The sequence below is a fragment of the Achromobacter sp. 77 genome, from assembly GCF_020541125.1.
GTDB classification, from domain to species: Bacteria; Pseudomonadota; Gammaproteobacteria; order Burkholderiales; family Burkholderiaceae_B; genus Achromobacter; species Achromobacter mucicolens.
The window spans coordinates 1,864,414-1,882,753 of the sequence record NZ_CP059848.1 but is presented as its reverse complement, the minus strand read 5'-3'; the positions used below and the strand labels follow the sequence as shown (position 1 = coordinate 1,882,753).

Here is an 18,340-nt window from a genome sequence, read left to right as displayed (position 1 = left end):
AAACTAGCCGCTCAGAATTCAGCTAAAGAATTTCAGCTAAGGATGTGCGACGCGGGCAATTAGGCCGCGGCGGAAAACTTGGCCGAGTATTCCTTGACCAGACGCTCGACGGCGGGCGACAGTTGCGCGCCGGTGCCGGTCCAGTACTGCACGCGATCCAGCGCAATGCGCAGGTTTTCCGTGCCTTCGCTAGCCACGGGGTTGTAAAAACCCACGCGTTCGATAAAGCGGCCGTCGCGACGGTTACGCGAATCGGTGGCCACCAGGTTGTAGAACGGACGCTTCTTGGACCCACCGCGGGCCAGGCGAATCACCACCATAGGTAATCCCTTGAATTAGTTGTGAAAAACGGGAAATTCTAGCACTGAAAGGAGCCTGCTGGCAAATGCAAGTGCCGAAATCTGCGGTGTGGCGCGATTTGTATCCTAAAACACCACATCCGGGTATTCTACAAGCATGAGCCCAGCCCTGCTGCGGCTCTATCTGCAGGCGCGCCCGGCGGTGGTTGCGTCCGGCGTTGCGCCGGAGGGCTGTGTCCGCCCGGTCATGCCGCCCCCGCCCCATGCCTGCAGCCTGTCTCGTTGTCATGCGTTTGAGCAGTTGGTGCGTCTGAAGAGCAATCTGATTGGAGAGATCGGATTCATGTCGACCCGCGCAAAACTCTACGCCCTGCCCTTGCCGGCCTCCCCGCAACGACAGCCTTCCCCTGCCTTCCTGCCCCCTCAGGGCCCAGCCTCCCCGATCGGAGCGGCTGCGCCTGCGCCTGACTGCGCTTTCCCCCGCTGACGTCCTTGAACTGGAGTGTGCACATCATGAAGAACCAAAAATCCGTCTTCGCCCCCGTCGCGCGCCTGGCTGTCGCTGGATTGCTGGCGGGATCCCTTGCGCTGCCAACGGGCGCGTCCGCACGGGTGATGGGTGCGGCGCTGACGACGGCATCCGGCCAGGTGACCGCCGTGGATCAGGCAAGCCGGACGATCACCCTGCGCGGCGCCGATGGCAACACCGTGGAGATCGTTGCCGGACCGGATATCCGCAATTTCAAGCAGATCAAACCGGGCGACACCCTGACGCTGGACTACTACGAGTCGATCGCGGTGGACGTGCGCCCCGCGGGCTCCGGCGCGCCGGAAGTCGTGACCGAGACCGCGGCGGCCCGTACCGCCAAGGGCGCGATGCCAGGCGGCGCCATCGGCCGTCAGACCACGATCACGGCCGAGATCTGGCACATCAATCGAAGCGCGAATCTGGTCATCCTGAAAGGCCCTCAGGGCGGCCGCCGCACCATCCAGGTCAGGGACCCGGCGCTGCGCGAGAAACTCCAGCAACTGAAGGAAGGTGACCTGGTGGACTTCACGATCACCCAGGCGGTCGCAGCGGCCATCCACCGCTAGCCGACGCCGCCAGGATGAACAAGGCCCGCTGCGGGAGCGGGCCTTTGTTGATAGCGCGATTCGGTGCGGGTCAGCGCCGGCGCAGGAAATGCACGCACCGCCCGTCGGCTTCCTGCTGCGCGACCAGCGCATTGCCCGTCTGGCGAGAAAATGCCTGGAAATCGCGGATGGCGTTGCGGTCGGTGGTGATCACGCGCACCACCTGCCCGCTTTCCATCTGCGCAAGCGCCTTCTTGGCGCGCAGGATGGGCAACGGACAGGTCAGGCCGCTTGCATCGACTTCTTGGTCGAACACCGGCGCGTCGGCGCCGGCATCGAGACGGGAATCGACGTCGCTCATCAGAGGCGCTCGTCCACCCACTTCTGCACACCGGCGATCGCCGCGGGCAGCGCGGCGATATCCGTGCCGCCGCCCATGGCCATGTCGGGACGGCCACCACCCTTGCCGCCCACCTGGCCGGCCACGAAGCCCACCAGATCGCCGGCCTTGATGCGGTCGGTCAGGTCGGCCGTGACACCGCCCACCACGCTGATCTTGCCGTCGGCCGAGCCAGTGGCCAGCAGCACAACAGCCGGCTTCAGACGATCTTTCAGGTTGTCGACCATGCCGCGCAGCGCCTTGGGATCGACGTCGCCAATGCTGGCCGCCAACACCTTGATGCCCTTGACGTCGACGGCGGCGCTGGAGGCCAGGTCGTTGCCGGCGCTGGCCGCAAGCTTGTTGCGCGACTGCTCAAGTTCCTTTTCGAGCGCCTTGACCTGGTCCTGCACCTGCGCAATGCGCGCCGGCAGGTCGGCGGGCGTGCTGCGCAGCATGCCGGCGACCTGGGTCAGCAAGGCGTTCTGGTTCTGCACCCAGGCGAGCGCGTTGTCGCCGGTGATGGCTTCAATGCGGCGCACGCCGGCGGCCACGCCGCCTTCGGAAACGATCTTGAAGAGACCGATGTCGCCGGTGCGGCTGACGTGCGTGCCGCCGCAGAGTTCACGCGAAAAGCCGATGTCGAGCACACGCACGGTGTCGCCGTACTTTTCGCCGAACAGCGCCATGGCGCCGCCCTTGACGGCATCGTCATAGCCCATGACCTGCGCGACCGTGGGCTGGTTGGCCAGGACTTCGGCATTGACGATGGCTTCGACGCGGGCAATCTGCTCGGCCGTCAGCGGTGCATCCTGCGCGAAGTCGAAACGGGTCTTGTCGGGATCCACCAGCGAGCCGCGCTGCTGCACGTGCGCGCCCAGCACCTGGCGCAAGGCCTTGTGCATGAGGTGGGTGGCCGAGTGGTTACGCACCGTGCGGGCGCGGCGGACGGCGTCCACGCGAGCCAGCAGCGTGTCGCCGACGGCCAGCAAGCCGGATTCCAGCGTGCCGTGATGGCCGAACACACCGGACTGGATCTTGAGGGTGTCGGCGACGGCAAAGCGCACGCCGTCGGCTTCCAGGAGGCCGGTGTCGCCCACCTGGCCGCCCGACTCCGCATAGAACGGGGTGGCGTCCAGCACGACGACGGCGCTCTGGCCGGCTTTGACTTCCTGGACTTGGGTGCCGTCCACGTACAGGGCGGTGACCTTGACGTTGTCCAGCTCAAGCTTTTCGTAGCCTTCGAAACGCGTCTCGGCGCCTTCGTAGCTGAGGCCTTCGGCCATCTTGAACTTGCCGGCGGCACGGGCCTGGTCGCGCTGACGCTCCATGGCGACCTCGAAGCCGGCCATGTCGACTTCGACTTCACGTTCGCGGCAGATGTCGGCCGTGAGGTCGACTGGGAAGCCATAGGTGTCGTACAGCGTGAACAGCGTGGTGCCGTCCAGCACGCCGCCCTTGGGCACATTGGCCAGGGCGGTGTCGAGGATGCGCATGCCGTGTTCGAGGGTTTCGCCGAAGCGCTCTTCTTCCTGCTTGAGGACCTGGGCCACGCGCTCGGCGGCGGCTGCCAGTTCCGGATAGGCCTCGCCCATTTCGGCAACGAGATCCGGCACCAGGCGATGGAAGAACGGCTTGGTCTGGCCCAGCTTGTAGCCGTGACGCAGCGCGCGGCGCACGATGCGGCGCAGCACGTAGCCGCGCCCTTCGTTGCTGGGAATCACGCCGTCGACGATGAGGAACGAGCAGGCGCGGATGTGGTCGGCGATGACCTTGAGCGAGTTGTCTTCCAGGTCCTTGATGCCAGTTTCGCGCGCGGCGGCGGCGATCAGGTGCTGGAAGAGATCGATTTCGTAGTTGGAATGCACGCCCTGCAACACGGCGGCGATGCGTTCCAGGCCCATGCCGGTGTCGACACAGGGACGCGGCAGGCGCGGCATGTTGCCGGCGGCGTCGCGTTCGAACTGCATGAACACCAGGTTCCAGATTTCGATGTAGCGATCGCCGTCTTCTTCGGGGGAGCCCGGGGGGCCGCCCCAGATCTCGGGACCGTGGTCAAAGAAGATTTCGGAGCAAGGACCGCAGGGGCCGGTGTCCGCCATCTGCCAGAAGTTGTCGGACGCATAGCGCGCGCCCTTGTTGTCGCCGATGCGGATGATGCGCTCGGTCGGCACGCCCACTTCCTTGGCCCAGATGTCGTAGGCCTCGTCGTCTTCCTGGTAGACGGTGACCCAGAGCTTTTCCGCCGGCAGCTTGTAGACCTGCGTCAAGAGCTCCCAGGCGTACTGGATGGCGTCGCGCTTGAAGTAGTCGCCAAAGCTGAAATTGCCCAGCATTTCGAAGAATGTATGGTGGCGGGCGGTGTAGCCCACGTTCTCCAGGTCGTTGTGCTTGCCCCCGGCGCGCACGCTGCGCTGCGACGAGGTGGCTCGCGTGTACGACCGCGATTCCTTGCCCGTGAAGACGTCCTTGAACTGGACCATGCCCGAATTGGTGAAGAGCAGGGTCGGATCGTTGCCCGGGACGAGCGACGACGAGGGAACAATGGTGTGTCCCTTGGACTTGAAGAATTGCAGGAACTGCTGGCGAATCTCGGAGGATTTCATCGTGGATGAAGCAGAATTTAGGGCGAATCGCCAATTATAGAGGGTTGGAGGAAATACGCGGGGAATGGGCTGGACGGCGGTTACCGGACACAGACGTAACCGATGGTCCAGCCTTCGGTTCCCTTCCAGACGCCGCCCGAGGACACGACGACGCTCTCATAGCCCGCCGGGCATGCGCACTGGCCGGTGCGGGGGTTGGCCGTGGAGATGCCCGTGTAATGGAAGCAGCCTAGCGGGTAATTCACGCTGAAGGCGCCCCCAAACCCGCCGCTGGCCTGCATCCAGACCCCCGATTCGCAGGAAAGCAGCTGCCCGGCGGCGGATTTGGCCAGAGCGCCGGGCTGCGCCCCGCAGGCGTGGCCCGGGACTTCCCGGGCGCCCACGTTGACGTATCCGCCCGCCTCCACGCTGCCAGCCACTGTCAGCCCGCCTTGCAGGTCTGGATCGCGCGTGTCGCGCATTTTCACGTAGCCGCTCAGGTCGGGCACCCCGGCGCCAGCGCCCGCCCACAGGGCAAGCGTGCCCGGCGCATGCGTGGGCGCGCCGGCGGCCAGGGGATTGGGAAACCCATACGCGGCGCCGCGCAGTTGGGCGGGCGCCTGCGGCCACACCGCCCCGCCGTAGCCATCCGTGGATGCAACGACGGATGCCATGGCGACTTCGTCCGGCACTTGCGACCCTTTTTTCAGCAGGGGCTTGTCGGCGTAGACGATGCCGTCCAACCGGCAGGGATCGCCCGGGCAGGTCTGGCTGCGCGCGATGTGGATGTCCGCGCCGAAACCCAGCGCCGACTGATTGGGAAAGTCGGCGGGCAACAGCCCCTGGGCGCGCAATTCCGCCAGGCTGGGTCGCAGGGCCTGCGCGAACAGCGGCTGGCCTTCGCCATCCAGAGGCGGCTTGCCTTCGGACAGGGCCTCGGCATGCCGCGACAGCATCTGCGTCACTGCCAGGCGGATCTGCGTCATCCAGACGCCCGTGGACCGGGCCGCGGACGCTTCGATGCGGTGAACGACTTCGTTGGAGGCCCAGATGGCCACGGCGGTGGCGATGGCCAGCGCCAGCGCCATGCCGATGAGCGAAAAGCCCCCCTGCCGCCGCCGGACGGCGGGCGGCCGCGGGCGCCATGCCGGCTTGCCTGGGGCGCAGCGAGGCGCGCTCATCTTGCAGTGAAAACGAAAGTGTTCACGTCGCCCTGGCTGCATTGCGCCTGCGCCTGTGCGGCGCGGTACGGCGTGGCGGGAGTGGCGATCGAGTCCTTGACGACCTTGGCGCCGCTGCTGCCGCTGATGGAAATGATTTCGGAGACCCGCTGCAGGACGGACGCCAGCGCCGGGCAGGCGGCATGGCTGACGTTGGTGAGCGTCAGGGTGAACGCGGACCCCATGCCCGCCCCGTCAACGGAGGCCGGTTCAACCTGGACCACACCGCTGCCGCTGGTGCCGCTGCCTCCCAGGCCGTGGGCCACGCTTGCCGCCGCGCCCGTTCCTTGCACAGACAGCACGGTGGAGTCGCGCAGCGCGTTGGCCAACGCACCGGTATCCAGTCCGGTGTAAGGCGTCACGCCGCCGCCCTGGGCGTTGATTTTCATGCTGGCGACGAAGCGCTGCAGTTCTTCGCCTACCTTCGGCACCTTGTTTTCTATGACGTAGCCGCCGATGGCCGGGATGCCGACGATCGCGATGAGCAGGACGATCGCTGTGACGATGGACACCTCCATCAACGAAAACCCCTGCTGCTTCCACCGGGCGCATCGAAACACTCTGACTCTTTTCATGAAGATCCTCTTTGATAAAAGCGCGCGGCGAGCCGCGCAGTTGCCGCCAACCGGCGATCCACTACTGGCTGGCATAAAAATTGGTCAACGCCAAGCGCAGCTCGTCGATCACCGCGTAGTGCCACAGCGTGATGCCCAGCACCGTGGACAACGAGGCAATCAGCAATGACCAGCGCAGCACCAGCGCCTGCCGCCGCACTCGGGCCAGCAGGCGGACCTCCACGCGCTGGCGCACGCGGGCCAGACCCGGCTCGACGCCCAGCGCATCCATCAGGTCCGCCATGTACCACCAGGTCTGGGCATCCAGCAGACCGGTGCCGAAGATTTCCGCGCCGCTGGCGCCGCCGTCGATCCGGCTCAGCATGGCCTGCAGGTGCGCCAGCAGCCACGGCGAGGCGTCGCGCGCCTGCACGGACAGCGCGTGGCGCAAACGCGTGTCGGCTGCGCCGTGCTGTCTGATGAGCACGGCCAGCAGCGATAGAAAGCGGATCGCCTGAAAATCGCGATACAGCCGCCAGAGCAGCCAGCGGTCGAGCACGGCGCGAATATCGCCAGTGAAGTTGGCGAGCGACCAGAGCGCCAGCATGACCGCGCCGAATATCAGGACAACCCACAGCGCAAGCCATTGCTTCAAGCCGCCGGCCAGCTCGAACAGGCCACGCGTGAGCGGCGCATAGTCTTCGGCGGGCACGGCCTGGAAAACCTGATGCAGCCTAGGCACGCTGAAAAACGGAATGGCGCACAGCAATGCGAAAGCGACGATGGCGGCGATAACGCCCGTGGCCGCCGCCGACAGCAATGCCGACCAGGCCTCTGACGCCAACCTGACGGCGCGCGCCAGATCGCGCAGTGCAGCGGCCAGATCGCCGCCTTCCTCCTGCACGCAACTGAGCAACAGGCATTCGCCGTGCGGCAGCGTGTCAGACCACGCAACGCCCAGGTCGCCGCCTGCGCCCAGATAAGCGGCGGCCCAATGTTGGCAGAGGCGCCCGCGCACGGTGTCGGGTCCGTAGCGGCTGGCGTCGTCCTCGAAGATGTCGCGCAGGCTCTTGCGCCCTTGCGTGCCTTCGACGACATCGGCCAGGTATTCGTAATAGTCCGCACGCTGCGCGCGAAATCGCAGCGCATCCAGCCGCAGCCGGTGCTGGCCGGCCGACGACGCAGACCAGCGCGATGCGCGCGCTATGACGTCAGCCATGACGGACTCCCTGGGACACGGCCGCGCGGGTCGGCGCAGGCGCTGCGGCCAGCACTGAAACGGCCGACACCGAACCCAGCGTCGGCAAGACGGGCAGTTCGAAGCGGCGCAACAGCGTGCGCGGATCGATTTCTCCGAGGCTCGTCCGGTACAAGGCGCAATCCAGCGCCCGCGCGCCGCGCAAGGCGGCATCGCGCCAGGCGCCGCCTATTGCGGGCTGGAACTGCTGCTTCAAGCCGTGGTTGTCGCGCCGCCGCACTTGCTCAAGAAAGCCCCGCACGCGGTCCGGCTCGATCATTTCGGCCGCGACACTGCGTCCCGCCGTGCCGTTCAGCTCCGGCATGTGGTCGCGCCGGCACGCGGGGCAGCCCGCCTCGTTCCTGACCTTGAGCAACGCCGCGTCCAGGTCGAAGGTGTCTTGCATCGCGCGCACCCAGCCGCGCCAGTCCCAACCTTGCGCCTGCCGCGCCGGGACGCCCGACCACAGGCTGTCCACCGGTAGCGCGCAACCGGGACACAGGCGTGGCAGCAGGGTCTGGTAGATGAGCAGTTTCAGGATGCCGGGCGAAGCCAGAAACTCTCGCGACACACCGATGGCGTCGGAGGCCAGGCGTTCGGGAATCATCGCGGCCGACCCGGCGTGCGTGGTGGCGTACAGGCTCACCCCAGAACTGGCGAGGTCCATGAAGGCGCGGCCCGTCTGGATATCGCGGACCTCGCCGATCAACAGGTCGTTCATGGCCGAGCGCTTGATGGTCTTGAGCTTGGCGTCCAGCGTGGGCCACGCCGCGTCCGCCAGCGCGCCGCTCAACGTGTTCTGCAGCGCGTTGCCGATGTGGTATTCCACGGGATCTTCAAGCGTGATGACCTTGCGTGTTGGCGAGATGCCTCGCATCAGCGCGGCGATGGTGGTGGACTTGCCCGAGCCGACCACACCCGCCAGCACGATGGCGCCGCCCTCGCGCTCGCGCGCCCGCAGCAACGTTTCGGCCTGAGCCGGCAGGTAACCCAAGGCCAGCAGGTCGCCGTTGACGGTCGCGTCCAGCCGCAGGATCCGCAGGCACACCGAAGGCCCCGCGTCCGCGGCCAGCGAGGCCCAGCGCAACACGATGGGCGCGGCGTCCACGGTCAGAGAAATGCGCCCCTGTTGCTCGAGCGCCGGATCGAACACCGCGCCGTTGCCGCCGCGCACGTCCATCCACGCCACGGCCAGGACCTCGAGCAGCGTGGCGCTGGAAAGACCCGCGAACCGCTCGGCGCCGACATACTCGCCGTGGATGGTGTAGCGGATGTCGCCGCCGTCGCGTCGCTGGTCCACGTTGATGTGCACGTCGCTGGCGCCCTGCACCACGCCCCAGCGGACGATGTCGAGGAACAACGCAGCCAGCGCCGAGGCGCGTTCGGCCGGGTTGGCCTTTGCCAGGCGCCCCGGTCCGGACGCCGTGTACTGGCCTCGCGCGATCATCAGCAGAAGCGGCGCGGGAACGACGTAGCGCGCGGGCCGCGCCATGCGGTAACCCGCTGCTTTCACCATCCGTTCGACCTCATCGATCGGGTCGCCAACGGTGTATTCCTTGACGGCGAAGATCGCAGCCTGGCCGCCTTCAAGCAACACCGGGCAGAGGCGGCCGGCCAGCGCCGCCAGATCGAACTGGCGGCTCAGCGCGCGCACGAAAGCCGGCTCCATGCCAGCCACGTCTTCAGGCGTATGCAGTTCGGGCGGGCAAGCAGGCAATGCCGAAGCGGGCAAGGTGTGCATCGGCATCAGTGGCCCCTTCCTGCATCCAGACAAGCCGACTGCTCGCGACCGTCGCGCTGCAAGCGCACGCAGGCGCCGTCGACGGCCAGCAGGCGATACGGCGCCATCAGTGCGCCGCCTGCCACGGGATCGGCGCGGCCGGCCCGGTAGCGCAGCAAGGTCCCGTTGACGACGATGTCTACGCTCAAGGCGCGCGCCGTGCCGAATATCGCGGTCACGCGGATGTCGTCTGCGCCGTGCGCAACGGATGGCGCCGAGGCGCTCTTGCCTTCGCCAACCCCGCAAAGGCCCGGCACCCGGCAGTCCGCCAATGCGGCCGCGGCATCCGCCCGCAACAAGGTGCGGACAGTCTCGACCTCCGGCCAGGGTTGGGGCGTCTGCGCGTGATCCGCGGCCCGGGCTTGGCCTGCCGAGACCGCCGCGGCGCTCAGTGCAATGCGGGCCAGCATGCGCCCGGTTGCGCGTCTGCGCTGGATGCAAAACTTATTCCTGTTCATAAAGATCCCCCTGCAATTCAGCGACAAGCGCACTCGCGACGAGGCTGGGCCGCGGTTGCGGCTGCACATTCACCACAAGGCGCGACCAGCGGGCTGCAGGCACTGGCCCCGGCAGCAACGCCATGGATCGCAATGGCCCATGCAAGACCAGGCTGCGCCTGCGAACAAGCGGCGTTTCCCAACCGTCAGCGCTGCCGGGCGACGCAACGGCACGCGCCGCGGCAGGCAGCCGCGGCATCAGCGGCACGGCCGGCGACAGCGCAACGGAAGCGAATGCGGGACGCAGCCCTTGCAGCCCCCCTGCCACCCGCGTGTCCACGTGCATCGACGTGGGCAACGCCAGGTCGGCCACACGGATGGGCGCCGACGCCACGCGCCAGGCCAGCGTGGCTTCCTCGAGCGGCTTGAACGACACCTGCCAGCCGGCGGGCAGCAGCGCGTGCAGCCCGTGATTGGTGGCAAGAGGGTGAGCCCTGGCATATACAGCCGCGCAGTCCCATTGCTGCGCGGCGGCCTCGCATTGGGCGCGGCGCAGCGCCCAGCCCTGCACCTGCACAGGCAACGCCGCCACGCTGGCGAGCAGGCGCGTGAGGTCCGTGGCGGGATGGACCGTCGTGCCTTGCAGCATCGCCTCGTACGCGTCGGCCATCGGGTCTCGAACCGCGGCTGGCGCGGATGGGGCCGCCGGTTTGCGCGCGAACGGGGCGACGCTCGCGTTCCACAAAGATGGCGCGATGGCGGCAAGACCGATGCAGGCAAGAAATAGACGCAGCGCGGCAGGCAGTTCGGCCCAACGCGAAGGCAGCACCGTCAGCGCGGCGCCAGACTCCACCGTCTGCGCCAATGCCGCCCACACCCGATCCGGCGAATGTTCCGTCAGCGACGGACGCTGCGCGAGCAGCGCGCGCTGTTCCGACTGTGCATCGTCCAGCGAATCGAACACCCTGTCCGTCTGCGACAGGACTGCGCCGCCATGTGCGGCAATCAGCCAATGGCGTCCATCCGGCAGGCGAACCAGACTATGGCCGCCCTCGGGATACAGCAGAGCGAACAACTGCGCGGCCGATTGCAGCGGCGTGGCGCCCGGTAACCGCGCGCGGCGCCAGGGCCGCGCCGCCCGCCGGCCCGGACGCCCCCGCCCATACCCCGCGACCATCGCCGGCGATCCGCCCACAACGTAGTGCGTGGCGCGCAGGCGGCGCCCGCGGGATCGGGCGAGCTTGGGGACATTGGAGCCGATAAGCGCAAACCAGCGCAGGCCGAACGCCAGCATGCGATCCGCACCGGGGCATTCGATCAGCAGAAATTGAGGGGCCCGGTTCACGATCAATACCCTTCCTCGACCTGGGCTGTCACCAGGCTGAGGGTGGTATGGCGTTCGGTGGCCGCGCTGTCCAGACCGCCGGCCACGAGCGGCAAGCCGGGCGCGAGCCGTTGGCGATCATGCTGATCCTGCTTGCGGTCAAAGCCGGCCACGATCATGGGTTGCCCTGGGCGCAGTTCGATCTGCTGCACCGTGCCACTGCCATCGATGGTGATCTGCTGCACCTGAACCTGATTGGCGTTTTCACCGAACGTGATCGTCTTCAAGGGCTGCGCGACTGCGTTGTCATATGCGATAGAGAGCAGGATCTGCCCGTCTTCCTGGATGTCCGGCACCAGCGTGAGGAATGAACCGACGGTTTCTTCCTTTTGGCTGATGGACACCGCAGGCAGCGACCCATTTGCGCCGTTGGACGTCATGCCGGGCATTGCCGTGCTCTGCACGCGATCGATGTACGAGAACGTGGTTCGCACGGCGTGCGAGACCGGCCGGCGGTTCAAGGTGAGAACCGGGATCTTGCTATGCCGCACGACCGCCCCCATCGTGCTGAGCGCGGAGACGATGGCCTGCGAGCCCTGGAATGGCCCTTGGGCCGATGCGGCCTGAAGCAGGCCCGCGCCGGTGACGGGCACGCCCGGCATGGCCAGTCGTGCCGTTGCGCCCGCGGCCGCATACAGCGCGTTCCAGTCCAGGCCGCCGGCGGCCTCGGAGTTGGCAATGAGGGTGATCTCCTCGAAAAGGAGGCGGACGCGGCGTGTCAGCGCCTTGTTCTCGCGCTCGAGGTAGCGCGCGACCCGGTCCAGCGCGTCGGGCGTATCGGTAACCACCAGCGCGGCCGCGCCTTCCACGGGCTCTGCGATCACGCCGGATCGCGTGAGGAATGGCAGGATGTTTGCGCGCAGGATGGCCAGCGCGTTGTGCTCGCCCGCGGAGAGCGTGGTGTTGGATGTGCTTTCGAATCCCTCGCCTTCCGCGCTGCCGGACCGGCCGAGCCGCACGTCGACCTTGCTGGCCAACGTCAGCGCGCGCAGGTCGAAGACACGCGTTTCGGTGCGGTAGAACTCGAGCGCGTTGTGTTCGTAACGCCAGTGCACCGAGAAGCGTGCGGCCAGCGCATCGAGCAGATCGGCGAGCGGTTGCGGATCCGCGCGCACTTCAATGCGCGCGGGCGCGGCCACGGCTACTGAGCCGCTGACGGCCAGACGCGGCAGGAAATGGTCTTGGGCAAGCAGCGCTTCCGGACGCACGCGCACCGCGATGCCGGTAGCGGCGGTCAGACGCTGTGCCAGCGTGGGCAGGTCCGCGTCGTCAGCCAGCATGAGCGTGGTTTTCACGTTCTCGCGCAATGCAGGCGGCAGCACGACCTCGCGCGCAAGCGGTTGCGGCTTGCCCGCAAGCCAGGGCGTGGCGACTTCCTGTGCGGCGATGCGCGCCTGACGATCGGTCAAGCCGTCGGCATAGGCCGCGTGTCGGGAAGCGGCATCCGCATGCTGGGCGCTGGCCGCGCGTCGCATGTCGGTGACCCGTTCAGATACCGAGCATCCGGCGAGGACGCACGAGAGCGACACGCACGCGAGAGCCCTGCATTTGCGCAAACGAGCGGTGCAGACAAACAGGCTGAGGTTCATGCCGCGGCTCCTTTGGGCGTGGCCGCGCGTGAGCACGATTGCGCAAGCGGCACCACACGCAGAACACGGTTGCCGTAGAAACAAGGTTGCAGGGGCCGGTCCGCCAGTTCGGTTGCGCCAAGCAGGCCGCGCACGGCGGTCTTGAAGTCACCGGGAAATTCGGCCGTGGCAGCCAACGGAATGTCGACGTCAACCGCCCAATGCTGCGGTTGGAACGTCCAGCCGGCCGAGTCGGCCCAGCGCGCAAGGACGGCGCGCAGCGTGGCGTCGGGCGGCGCCGCGCGGAACGGGGCGGCTTGCGGGGCCACCAGCGCGCCGGCCAGCGCGTGGCCGTCCGATCGCGCGGGCGTGTCAGCCGAAAGCGTGATGGCCGCGCTGGCATCTTGCGGCGGACGCTGCGATGGATCGGGTCCTGCCGCCGTGGGCAGCGCCAGGCGGGCGGCGGATGCCGGTTCGCGCGCCGGGTTGGGCGCGGCATGCGCGCGCCGCGCCCGCGCGGTCAACCTGCCGCCGCGAAAGGAAAGCCCATTCCATGCGCCAGCAACCACGACGTAGGGGTCGCGCCGTACGTACGGCAAGGGGTGCTCGCCACCGTCGCCCATGCCGAAGATGGCCGGCAACGGTTGTCCCGGCAAGAACTGCAACCAGGTCTCGCGGCCGTCGTCGAAGACCTGCAGCGGTGCAACGGCGGGATCGCCGGACAGTTGCCAATCGAAGCGGAACCCCTGAGAAGACGGGATGCCGGACTGCCAGGAAGATCCGCCCGCCGGACCGGGGCCCGACCACGAGCATGCGCCAAGGCAAGACAGCCCGGCCGCCAGGAAAAGGATTCGTACCATGCCTCACCGCGAACAAAGGGCGCATCAGAAGCGACACGCATGAGCGGCATGGTGGCCGAGCGCGGAAGGCGCCGCCAGACTGGCATGTACGTAGGGATGGAATCATCCCCACTGATGGAGCTACGAATTCAGGCGCAAAAAAAACCCGGTCCGAAGACCGGGCTTTGCTTGCTGCGCGTGGCGTGCGGCTTTGCTTGCCGCACGGATGCGATCAGCGCTGCGTGGCGATGGTGCGGGCCTGCGCGGCAGCGTTGTTCAGTGCGGCAACGGGCGGCACCTTGCCGTCAAAGGCGTCGGTGAGCTCCTTGTTCAGCACGGGCTCGATGCGATCGTAGTTGGCCATGCGGAAGCCGCGGCTGTTCTGGACGGGCTTGGCGCTCATCGAGGCGACAACAGCCTGCGCGCCCGGGATCTTGCTGTAGAACGACACGTCGGAAGCGCGGAACGCGGCTTCCGTCAGCGGCAGGTAACCCGTGCGCTGGTGCCATTCGGCTGCGACGACCGGCTTGGACAGCCAGGCGAGGAACTGCGCGGTGGCTTTTTCCTGCGCCTGCGGGTGGCCTTCCAGCGCCCACAATGCCGAGCCGCTGACGAAGGGCTTGCCGCCTTCCTTGGTGACTTGCTCGTAGTAGGGCAGCGGCGCGACGCCGAAGTTCAGCGACTTGGTGGCCAGGAACTGGCCAAACGCGCCCGAATTGGCCGTCAGCACGGCGCATTCGCCCTTGGCGAACAGCTTGTCGTTGGCGTTGTCGCCGGAATAGGCAGTGAACAGCAGCGAACGCTTCCAGCTCACCATCAGCGAGATGTGGCGCATGTACAGCGTGTCGAACTGCATGGCGGGGGCAGCGGACTTCTTGGTGACCGCATCCAGGCCATTGTTGTTGCTGGTGAACTGCTGGTTGTTAATGGGCGCCAGGTTTTCAAGGTGGACCGCGACCTGGTCGCTGGACGCGTAGGGGCAGTCGATGTCGGCCACGTCGCGCAGCTTCAGCAGTTCAGCCTGCAACGCGGTCCACGTGCGCGCCGGCTTGTTGGGATCGAGACCGGCCTTCTTGTAGGCGGCGGTGTTGTAGAACATCACGGGCACTTCGGCCATCCAGGGGAAAGCCAGCAGACGGCCCTTGCTGTCGCGCGTGAAATTGCTGGTGGCCGGGATAAACCAGTTCAGGTCCTTGATCGGATACTTGGCCAGCAGTTCGTACAGCGGCAGCACCGCCTTGTGCTGAGCCACGATTTCGGGCGAATGGTTATCGGACAGTTGCAGCAGGTTCGGGCCCTTCTTGGCCTTTACCGCGGAAACGGCTTCTTGTTCCAGGGCGGACGGCGAGGCGAAGCCGCGCAGCGTCACTTTGACGTCGTCCTGTTCCTTGTTGTATTGCTTGGCGAGCTTTTCGAACTCGGCCTTGTTTGCGTCTGTCAGGGTGTGCCAGACCTGGATCTCGACGGGTGCGGCATTTGCCACGCCGGCCATCGCCATCGCGGCGCCAAACACCCATGCGCGCCGGCTGGCGAACATCGCGCGGGCAACGCCCGCCAATTGCAGTTTCTTCATAGGTTCACAGACCAAGAAAAGGGAATTCCGGTTCTGGCCGCCGTCCACTGATCAGATCGGCCAATGCCCGGCCCGAGCCAACACCCATCGTCCAGCCAAGCGTACCGTGTCCTGTATTGATATACAAATTCGGAATGCGGCTGCGGCCAATGATGGGTACGTTCGAGGGGGTGGACGGGCGCAAGCCCGACCAATAGCTGACGCGCCCGAAATCGAGCGCGTCGGGAAAGAGTTCTTTGGCGAGGCGGGTCAAGGCCTCGCAACGGCCGGTATTCAGACTGCGGGAATAGCCGGACAGTTCCGCCGTGCCCGCCATGCGCAGCCGATCGCCCAAGCGCGAGAAGACGATCTTGTGGCTGCTGTCGGTCAGGCTGACGGTGGGGGTCGCACCCGGATTCAGCACCGGGAAGGTGGCCGAATAGCCCTTTGCCGGATACACGTTGCACGGGATTCCGAGGGGACGCAGCATCGCGGGGCTGAAGCTACCCATGGCGACGACATAGGCGTCGGCCGAGAGCGTGGCATACCGGCCATCGGGCTGGATGATTTCGATGCCCGTGACCGCGCCCCCCTGAGTCAGGAGCCGGGTCGCCCGCGTGTTGTATTGGAATTCGACGCCCGCGCGCGCGCAGTGTTCAGCCAGCGCGACGGTAAAGAGGTGTACGTCCCCGCTTTCGTCTTCGGGGGTGTAATCGCCGCCCACGATGGTGGCGCGATGCGGCGCCAGCGCGGGCTCGATGGCGATGACTTCGTCGGCGGTCACGACACGGCGTTCGACGCCGAAGTCGCGCATCAGGCCGGCGGCGCGCTGCGAGTTTTCGAATTCGTGGGGATCGCGGTAGAAATTCAGGATGCCGCGCTCGAGGTGGTCGTACTGGATGCCGAGTTCGGCGCGCATCCCGCGCAGGGTGGCGCGGCTGTATTCGGCCATGCGAACCATCGCCCGGATGTTGGGAGCGAGCCGGCTGGGAAGGCATTCACGCAGGAAAGCCAGCCCCCACATCCATTGCCGCCAGTCGAGTTGCGGGCGGAACAGCAGCGGCGCGTCGTCGCGGAACATCCACCTGAGCAGCTTCATCGGCGCCTGGGGATTGGCCCAGGGTTCGGCGTAGGACACGGAAATCTGCGCGCCATTGGCAAGGCTGGTTTCCTGTGCGGGACCGGTGCAGCGGTCAATGACCACGACGTCATGACCCGCCTGGCTGAGCCACCAGGCGCTGGAGATGCCGATAATGCCGCTACCCAATACCGCTACTTTCATGCCTGCATCGCTCCTTGCATGCCGGTTGCGTGCGCGGACCCGATGTCCGCGTACCCCCGGCAGGCCGCTGCCAAAGCAGTTTACCTTGCCGTTTTGCAGCCGCCTAAGTAATAAAAAAACATATTACTTACGAACCGGCCTTCGCCAGATCGGCCTCGGACGTGAACGCGTCCGCGTAGAACTCTTCGGGTGGCAGGCCGTTCTGCGCGCTGAACTCACGGCGCGCGGCATCGACCATCAGCGGGGTGCCGCAGGCATAGACCTGATGCCCGGACAGGTCCGCGATGTCTTGCATCACGGCTTCGTGGACAAAGCCGGTGCGGCCGGTCCAGTTGTCTTCCTGCAGGGAGTTGGACACCACCGGGACGTAACGCAAGTTCGGCAGCTGGGCCGACCAGTACCGCGCCAGCGCGTCCATGTAAAGGTCTTGCGGACGGCGGCCGCCCCAGTACAGCGCGACGGGCCGGGTGATGTTCTTGTGGATCATGTGTTCGACGATCGCCTTGACCGGCGCAAAGCCCGTGCCGCTGGCCAGCAGCACGATGGGCTTGTCGCTGTCTTCGCGCAGGAAGAACGATCCGAAGGGCCCTTCCAGGCGCAGGATCTCGCGTTCCTTCATCTGCGTGTCGCCGGCGCCGAAGACGTGATCGGTGAAGAGCCCGCCCGGCATGTGCCGGATGTGCAGCTCCAGCGGGCTGCCGGTGTGCGGCGCGCCGGCCATCGAATAGCTGCGGCGGCGGCCGTCCTTCAGAATGATTTCGACATACTGCCCGGCGTAGTAGCGGAACTGCTCGGAGGCCGGCAGTTGCAGCTTCAGGACCGTGACGTCCGGCGCCACGCGCTCCATGGTCTGGACACGCGACGGCAGCTTGCGGATCTGGATGTCGCTGGCCAGCCGGACTTCGGTGGACTCGACCACGAGGTCGGACTCGGGGCGAGCCTGGCAGAAGAGCGTGTAGCCGTCGGCCAGTTCCTCGGGCGACAGGATCTGCGCGGGGTACTGGCCGGCGTCGAACTTCCCGGAAACCACTTTGCCCTTGCAGGTGGAGCACGCGCCGTTGCGACAGCTGTAAGGCAGGACGATGCCCGCCGCCAATGCGGCGTCGAGCACGGTCTGGCCGGGCTCGACCGGGAATTGATGCTTGCTGGGTTGAATGATGACCTGGAAGCTCATGATGAAACGGTTCAGAGGCGACGAAGCGCTATCCGGGTATTGCCGGAAAGGCGCCCCGCCCGGCCCGGCGTCATACCGGGAACTTGCGGATTTCCTTGATGCGGTTGGCGTCGTCAACCAGCACCACCTGGGGCTTGTGCGTGGCGGAATCTTCTTCGGACATGGGGCCGTACGTGCAGATGATCAGCAGGTCGCCCACCTGCGCCCGGCGCGCCGCCGCGCCGTTCAGCGAGATGGCGCCGCTGCCGCGCGCGGCCTTGATGATGTAGGTGTCGAAGCGTTCGCCATTCGTCACGTTGTAGAGTTCGATGCGTTCGAACTCGCGCATGCCGGCAGCGTCGAGGAGGTCTTCGTCGATGCCGCAAGACCCTTCGTAGTGAAGGTCGGCTTCGGTGACCGTGACGCGGTGCAGCTTTGCCCGCAGCATGATGCGTTGCATAAAAAATTCCTGGTTCCGCGGCCCGGACCGCGAAGTGTTGCATGGTTGATGCCCGGCATCCGGATTTGCCGTCGAAAGCCGGTATTCTATAATTTTTGCCGCAACGGGACGGCCCGTTGCTGCGCACCGTCAAACGGTTGGCGCGTTTTCCGGGGACGACCCCATTTATGCCGGCGGCTTGCCGGCAGCGTAACTTGGGAGTCGTGAATGACCTGGATCATCCTGGTATTGGCCGGCCTGTTCGAAATCGTCTGGGCCGTCGGCCTGAAATACACGCACGGATTCACCCGGCTGTGGCCGTCCGTTGGCACCGTGGCCGGCATGCTGGCCAGTTTCTGGCTGCTGGCCTTGGCCATGAAAACCCTGCCGCTGGGCACCGCCTACGCCGTGTGGGTAGGGATCGGCACGATCGGCGCCTTCGTGGCAGGCATCGTGCTGTTCGGGGAATCGGCGAACTGGCTGCGCATTGCCAGCGTTGCGTTGATCGTGCTGGGTCTGGTTGGCCTGAAGCTGTCCACGCCATAAGGCTCAGGCCGC

The 18,340-nt window shown here is 66.5% G+C and carries 17 protein-coding genes; 2 read left to right on the top strand and 15 right to left on the bottom strand.

Features of this window, described 5'->3' with window-relative positions; all coding sequences use genetic code 11:
• Nucleotides 1-59 precede the first annotated feature (59 nt).
• On the bottom strand, nucleotides 60-320 hold the full coding sequence (gene rpsP, locus H4P35_RS08680) for a 30S ribosomal protein S16 (protein ID WP_226848641.1): 261 nt from the start codon (nucleotides 318-320) through the stop codon (nucleotides 60-62).
• A 492-nt stretch (nucleotides 321-812) separates the two neighbouring features.
• Between rpsP and H4P35_RS08675 the strand changes: the two genes are divergently transcribed.
• Nucleotides 813-1,394, top strand: a complete 582-nt coding sequence (locus H4P35_RS08675) for a hypothetical protein (RefSeq protein WP_226848640.1) — start codon at nucleotides 813-815, stop codon at nucleotides 1,392-1,394.
• Between the two features lie 70 nt (nucleotides 1,395-1,464).
• On the opposite strand, the gene H4P35_RS08670 is transcribed toward H4P35_RS08675, so the two are convergent.
• The 14 genes from H4P35_RS08670 to panD form a co-directional block, all read right to left on the bottom strand.
• On the bottom strand, nucleotides 1,465-1,734 hold the full coding sequence (locus H4P35_RS08670; RefSeq protein ID WP_180100755.1) for a sulfurtransferase TusA family protein: 270 nt from the start codon (nucleotides 1,732-1,734) through the stop codon (nucleotides 1,465-1,467).
• Nucleotides 1,734-4,358 carry an alanine--tRNA ligase gene (gene alaS, locus H4P35_RS08665; protein ID WP_226848639.1) on the bottom strand — a complete coding sequence of 875 codons (2,625 nt, stop codon included), beginning with the start codon at nucleotides 4,356-4,358 and terminating at the stop codon, nucleotides 1,734-1,736. The genes H4P35_RS08670 and alaS overlap by 1 nt, the downstream gene beginning before the upstream one ends.
• An 80-nt stretch (nucleotides 4,359-4,438) precedes the next feature.
• On the bottom strand, nucleotides 4,439-5,518 hold the full coding sequence (locus H4P35_RS08660; RefSeq protein WP_226848638.1) for a prepilin: 1,080 nt from the start codon (nucleotides 5,516-5,518) through the stop codon (nucleotides 4,439-4,441).
• Complete coding sequence (locus H4P35_RS08655; RefSeq protein WP_056315659.1) at nucleotides 5,515-6,132, bottom strand: type 4 pilus major pilin; 618 nt, start codon at nucleotides 6,130-6,132, stop codon at nucleotides 5,515-5,517. Before H4P35_RS08655 ends, H4P35_RS08660 begins: the two co-directional genes overlap by 4 nt.
• 61 nt (nucleotides 6,133-6,193) lie before the next feature.
• Entirely contained in the window at nucleotides 6,194-7,330 is a 1,137-nt protein-coding gene (locus H4P35_RS08650; RefSeq protein WP_226848637.1) for a general secretion pathway protein, read from the bottom strand.
• A complete protein-coding gene (locus H4P35_RS08645) occupies nucleotides 7,323-9,089 on the bottom strand; it encodes an ATPase, T2SS/T4P/T4SS family (RefSeq protein WP_370638975.1) in 1,767 nt (588 codons plus the stop codon). The genes H4P35_RS08650 and H4P35_RS08645 overlap by 8 nt, the downstream gene beginning before the upstream one ends.
• A gap of 5 nt (nucleotides 9,090-9,094) precedes the next feature.
• Nucleotides 9,095-9,538: a hypothetical protein gene (locus H4P35_RS08640; protein ID WP_226848635.1), complete on the bottom strand. Its 444-nt coding sequence runs from the start codon at nucleotides 9,536-9,538 to the stop codon at nucleotides 9,095-9,097.
• 34 nt (nucleotides 9,539-9,572) lie between these two features.
• Nucleotides 9,573-10,910 (bottom strand): hypothetical protein, encoded by a 1,338-nt coding sequence (locus tag H4P35_RS08635; protein ID WP_226848633.1) that lies wholly within the window; start codon nucleotides 10,908-10,910, stop codon nucleotides 9,573-9,575.
• 2 nt (nucleotides 10,911-10,912) lie between these two features.
• Entirely contained in the window at nucleotides 10,913-12,538 is a 1,626-nt protein-coding gene (locus tag H4P35_RS08630) for a hypothetical protein (RefSeq protein ID WP_226848631.1), read from the bottom strand.
• Entirely contained in the window at nucleotides 12,535-13,377 is an 843-nt protein-coding gene (locus H4P35_RS08625) for a TcpQ domain-containing protein (protein WP_226848629.1), read from the bottom strand. The genes H4P35_RS08630 and H4P35_RS08625 overlap by 4 nt, the downstream gene beginning before the upstream one ends.
• Before the next feature lie 211 nt (nucleotides 13,378-13,588).
• Nucleotides 13,589-14,929 (bottom strand): extracellular solute-binding protein, encoded by a 1,341-nt coding sequence (locus tag H4P35_RS08620; RefSeq protein WP_152383912.1) that lies wholly within the window; start codon nucleotides 14,927-14,929, stop codon nucleotides 13,589-13,591.
• A 4-nt stretch (nucleotides 14,930-14,933) separates the two neighbouring features.
• Nucleotides 14,934-16,190 carry a D-amino acid dehydrogenase gene (locus H4P35_RS08615; RefSeq protein WP_152383911.1) on the bottom strand — a complete coding sequence of 419 codons (1,257 nt, stop codon included), beginning with the start codon at nucleotides 16,188-16,190 and terminating at the stop codon, nucleotides 14,934-14,936.
• A 127-nt stretch (nucleotides 16,191-16,317) separates the two neighbouring features.
• Nucleotides 16,318-17,364, bottom strand: coding sequence for a CDP-6-deoxy-delta-3,4-glucoseen reductase (locus tag H4P35_RS08610; RefSeq protein WP_226848626.1), 1,047 nt, complete (start codon nucleotides 17,362-17,364; stop codon nucleotides 16,318-16,320).
• Nucleotides 17,365-17,434: 70 nt separating this feature from the next.
• Nucleotides 17,435-17,803: an aspartate 1-decarboxylase gene (panD, locus tag H4P35_RS08605; protein WP_226848624.1), complete on the bottom strand. Its 369-nt coding sequence runs from the start codon at nucleotides 17,801-17,803 to the stop codon at nucleotides 17,435-17,437.
• 207 nt (nucleotides 17,804-18,010) lie between these two features.
• Here panD and sugE point away from each other — a divergent pair, with 207 nt between their 5' ends.
• The gene (gene sugE / locus H4P35_RS08600; RefSeq protein ID WP_056315644.1) at nucleotides 18,011-18,328 is read left to right on the top strand and encodes a quaternary ammonium compound efflux SMR transporter SugE; all 318 of its coding nucleotides are present in this window, start codon (nucleotides 18,011-18,013) and stop codon (nucleotides 18,326-18,328) included.
• The last annotated feature ends 12 nt before the right edge of the window (nucleotides 18,329-18,340 follow it).

Bases quoted from the DNA above. Each gene is read 5' to 3' on its own strand.
- rpsP (WP_226848641.1), bottom strand. From the start codon at position 320: ATGGTGGTGATTCGCCTGGCCCGCGGTGGGTCCAAGAAGCGTCCGTTC.
- H4P35_RS08675 (WP_226848640.1), top strand. From the start codon at position 813: ATGAAGAACCAAAAATCCGTCTTCGCCCCCGTCGCGCGCCTGGCTGTC.
- H4P35_RS08670 (WP_180100755.1), bottom strand. From the start codon at position 1,734: ATGAGCGACGTCGATTCCCGTCTCGATGCCGGCGCCGACGCGCCGGTG.
- alaS (WP_226848639.1), bottom strand. From the start codon at position 4,358: ATGAAATCCTCCGAGATTCGCCAGCAGTTCCTGCAATTCTTCAAGTCC.
- H4P35_RS08660 (WP_226848638.1), bottom strand. From the start codon at position 5,518: ATGAGCGCGCCTCGCTGCGCCCCAGGCAAGCCGGCATGGCGCCCGCGG.
- H4P35_RS08655 (WP_056315659.1), bottom strand. From the start codon at position 6,132: ATGAAAAGAGTCAGAGTGTTTCGATGCGCCCGGTGGAAGCAGCAGGGG.
- H4P35_RS08650 (WP_226848637.1), bottom strand. From the start codon at position 7,330: ATGGCTGACGTCATAGCGCGCGCATCGCGCTGGTCTGCGTCGTCGGCC.
- H4P35_RS08645 (WP_370638975.1), bottom strand. From the start codon at position 9,089: ATGCACACCTTGCCCGCTTCGGCATTGCCTGCTTGCCCGCCCGAACTG.
- H4P35_RS08640 (WP_226848635.1), bottom strand. From the start codon at position 9,538: ATGCTGGCCCGCATTGCACTGAGCGCCGCGGCGGTCTCGGCAGGCCAA.
- H4P35_RS08630 (WP_226848631.1), bottom strand. From the start codon at position 12,538: ATGAACCTCAGCCTGTTTGTCTGCACCGCTCGTTTGCGCAAATGCAGG.
- H4P35_RS08625 (WP_226848629.1), bottom strand. From the start codon at position 13,377: ATGGTACGAATCCTTTTCCTGGCGGCCGGGCTGTCTTGCCTTGGCGCA.
- H4P35_RS08620 (WP_152383912.1), bottom strand. From the start codon at position 14,929: ATGAAGAAACTGCAATTGGCGGGCGTTGCCCGCGCGATGTTCGCCAGC.
- H4P35_RS08615 (WP_152383911.1), bottom strand. From the start codon at position 16,190: ATGAAAGTAGCGGTATTGGGTAGCGGCATTATCGGCATCTCCAGCGCC.
- H4P35_RS08610 (WP_226848626.1), bottom strand. From the start codon at position 17,364: ATGAGCTTCCAGGTCATCATTCAACCCAGCAAGCATCAATTCCCGGTC.
- panD (WP_226848624.1), bottom strand. From the start codon at position 17,803: ATGCAACGCATCATGCTGCGGGCAAAGCTGCACCGCGTCACGGTCACC.
- sugE (WP_056315644.1), top strand. From the start codon at position 18,011: ATGACCTGGATCATCCTGGTATTGGCCGGCCTGTTCGAAATCGTCTGG.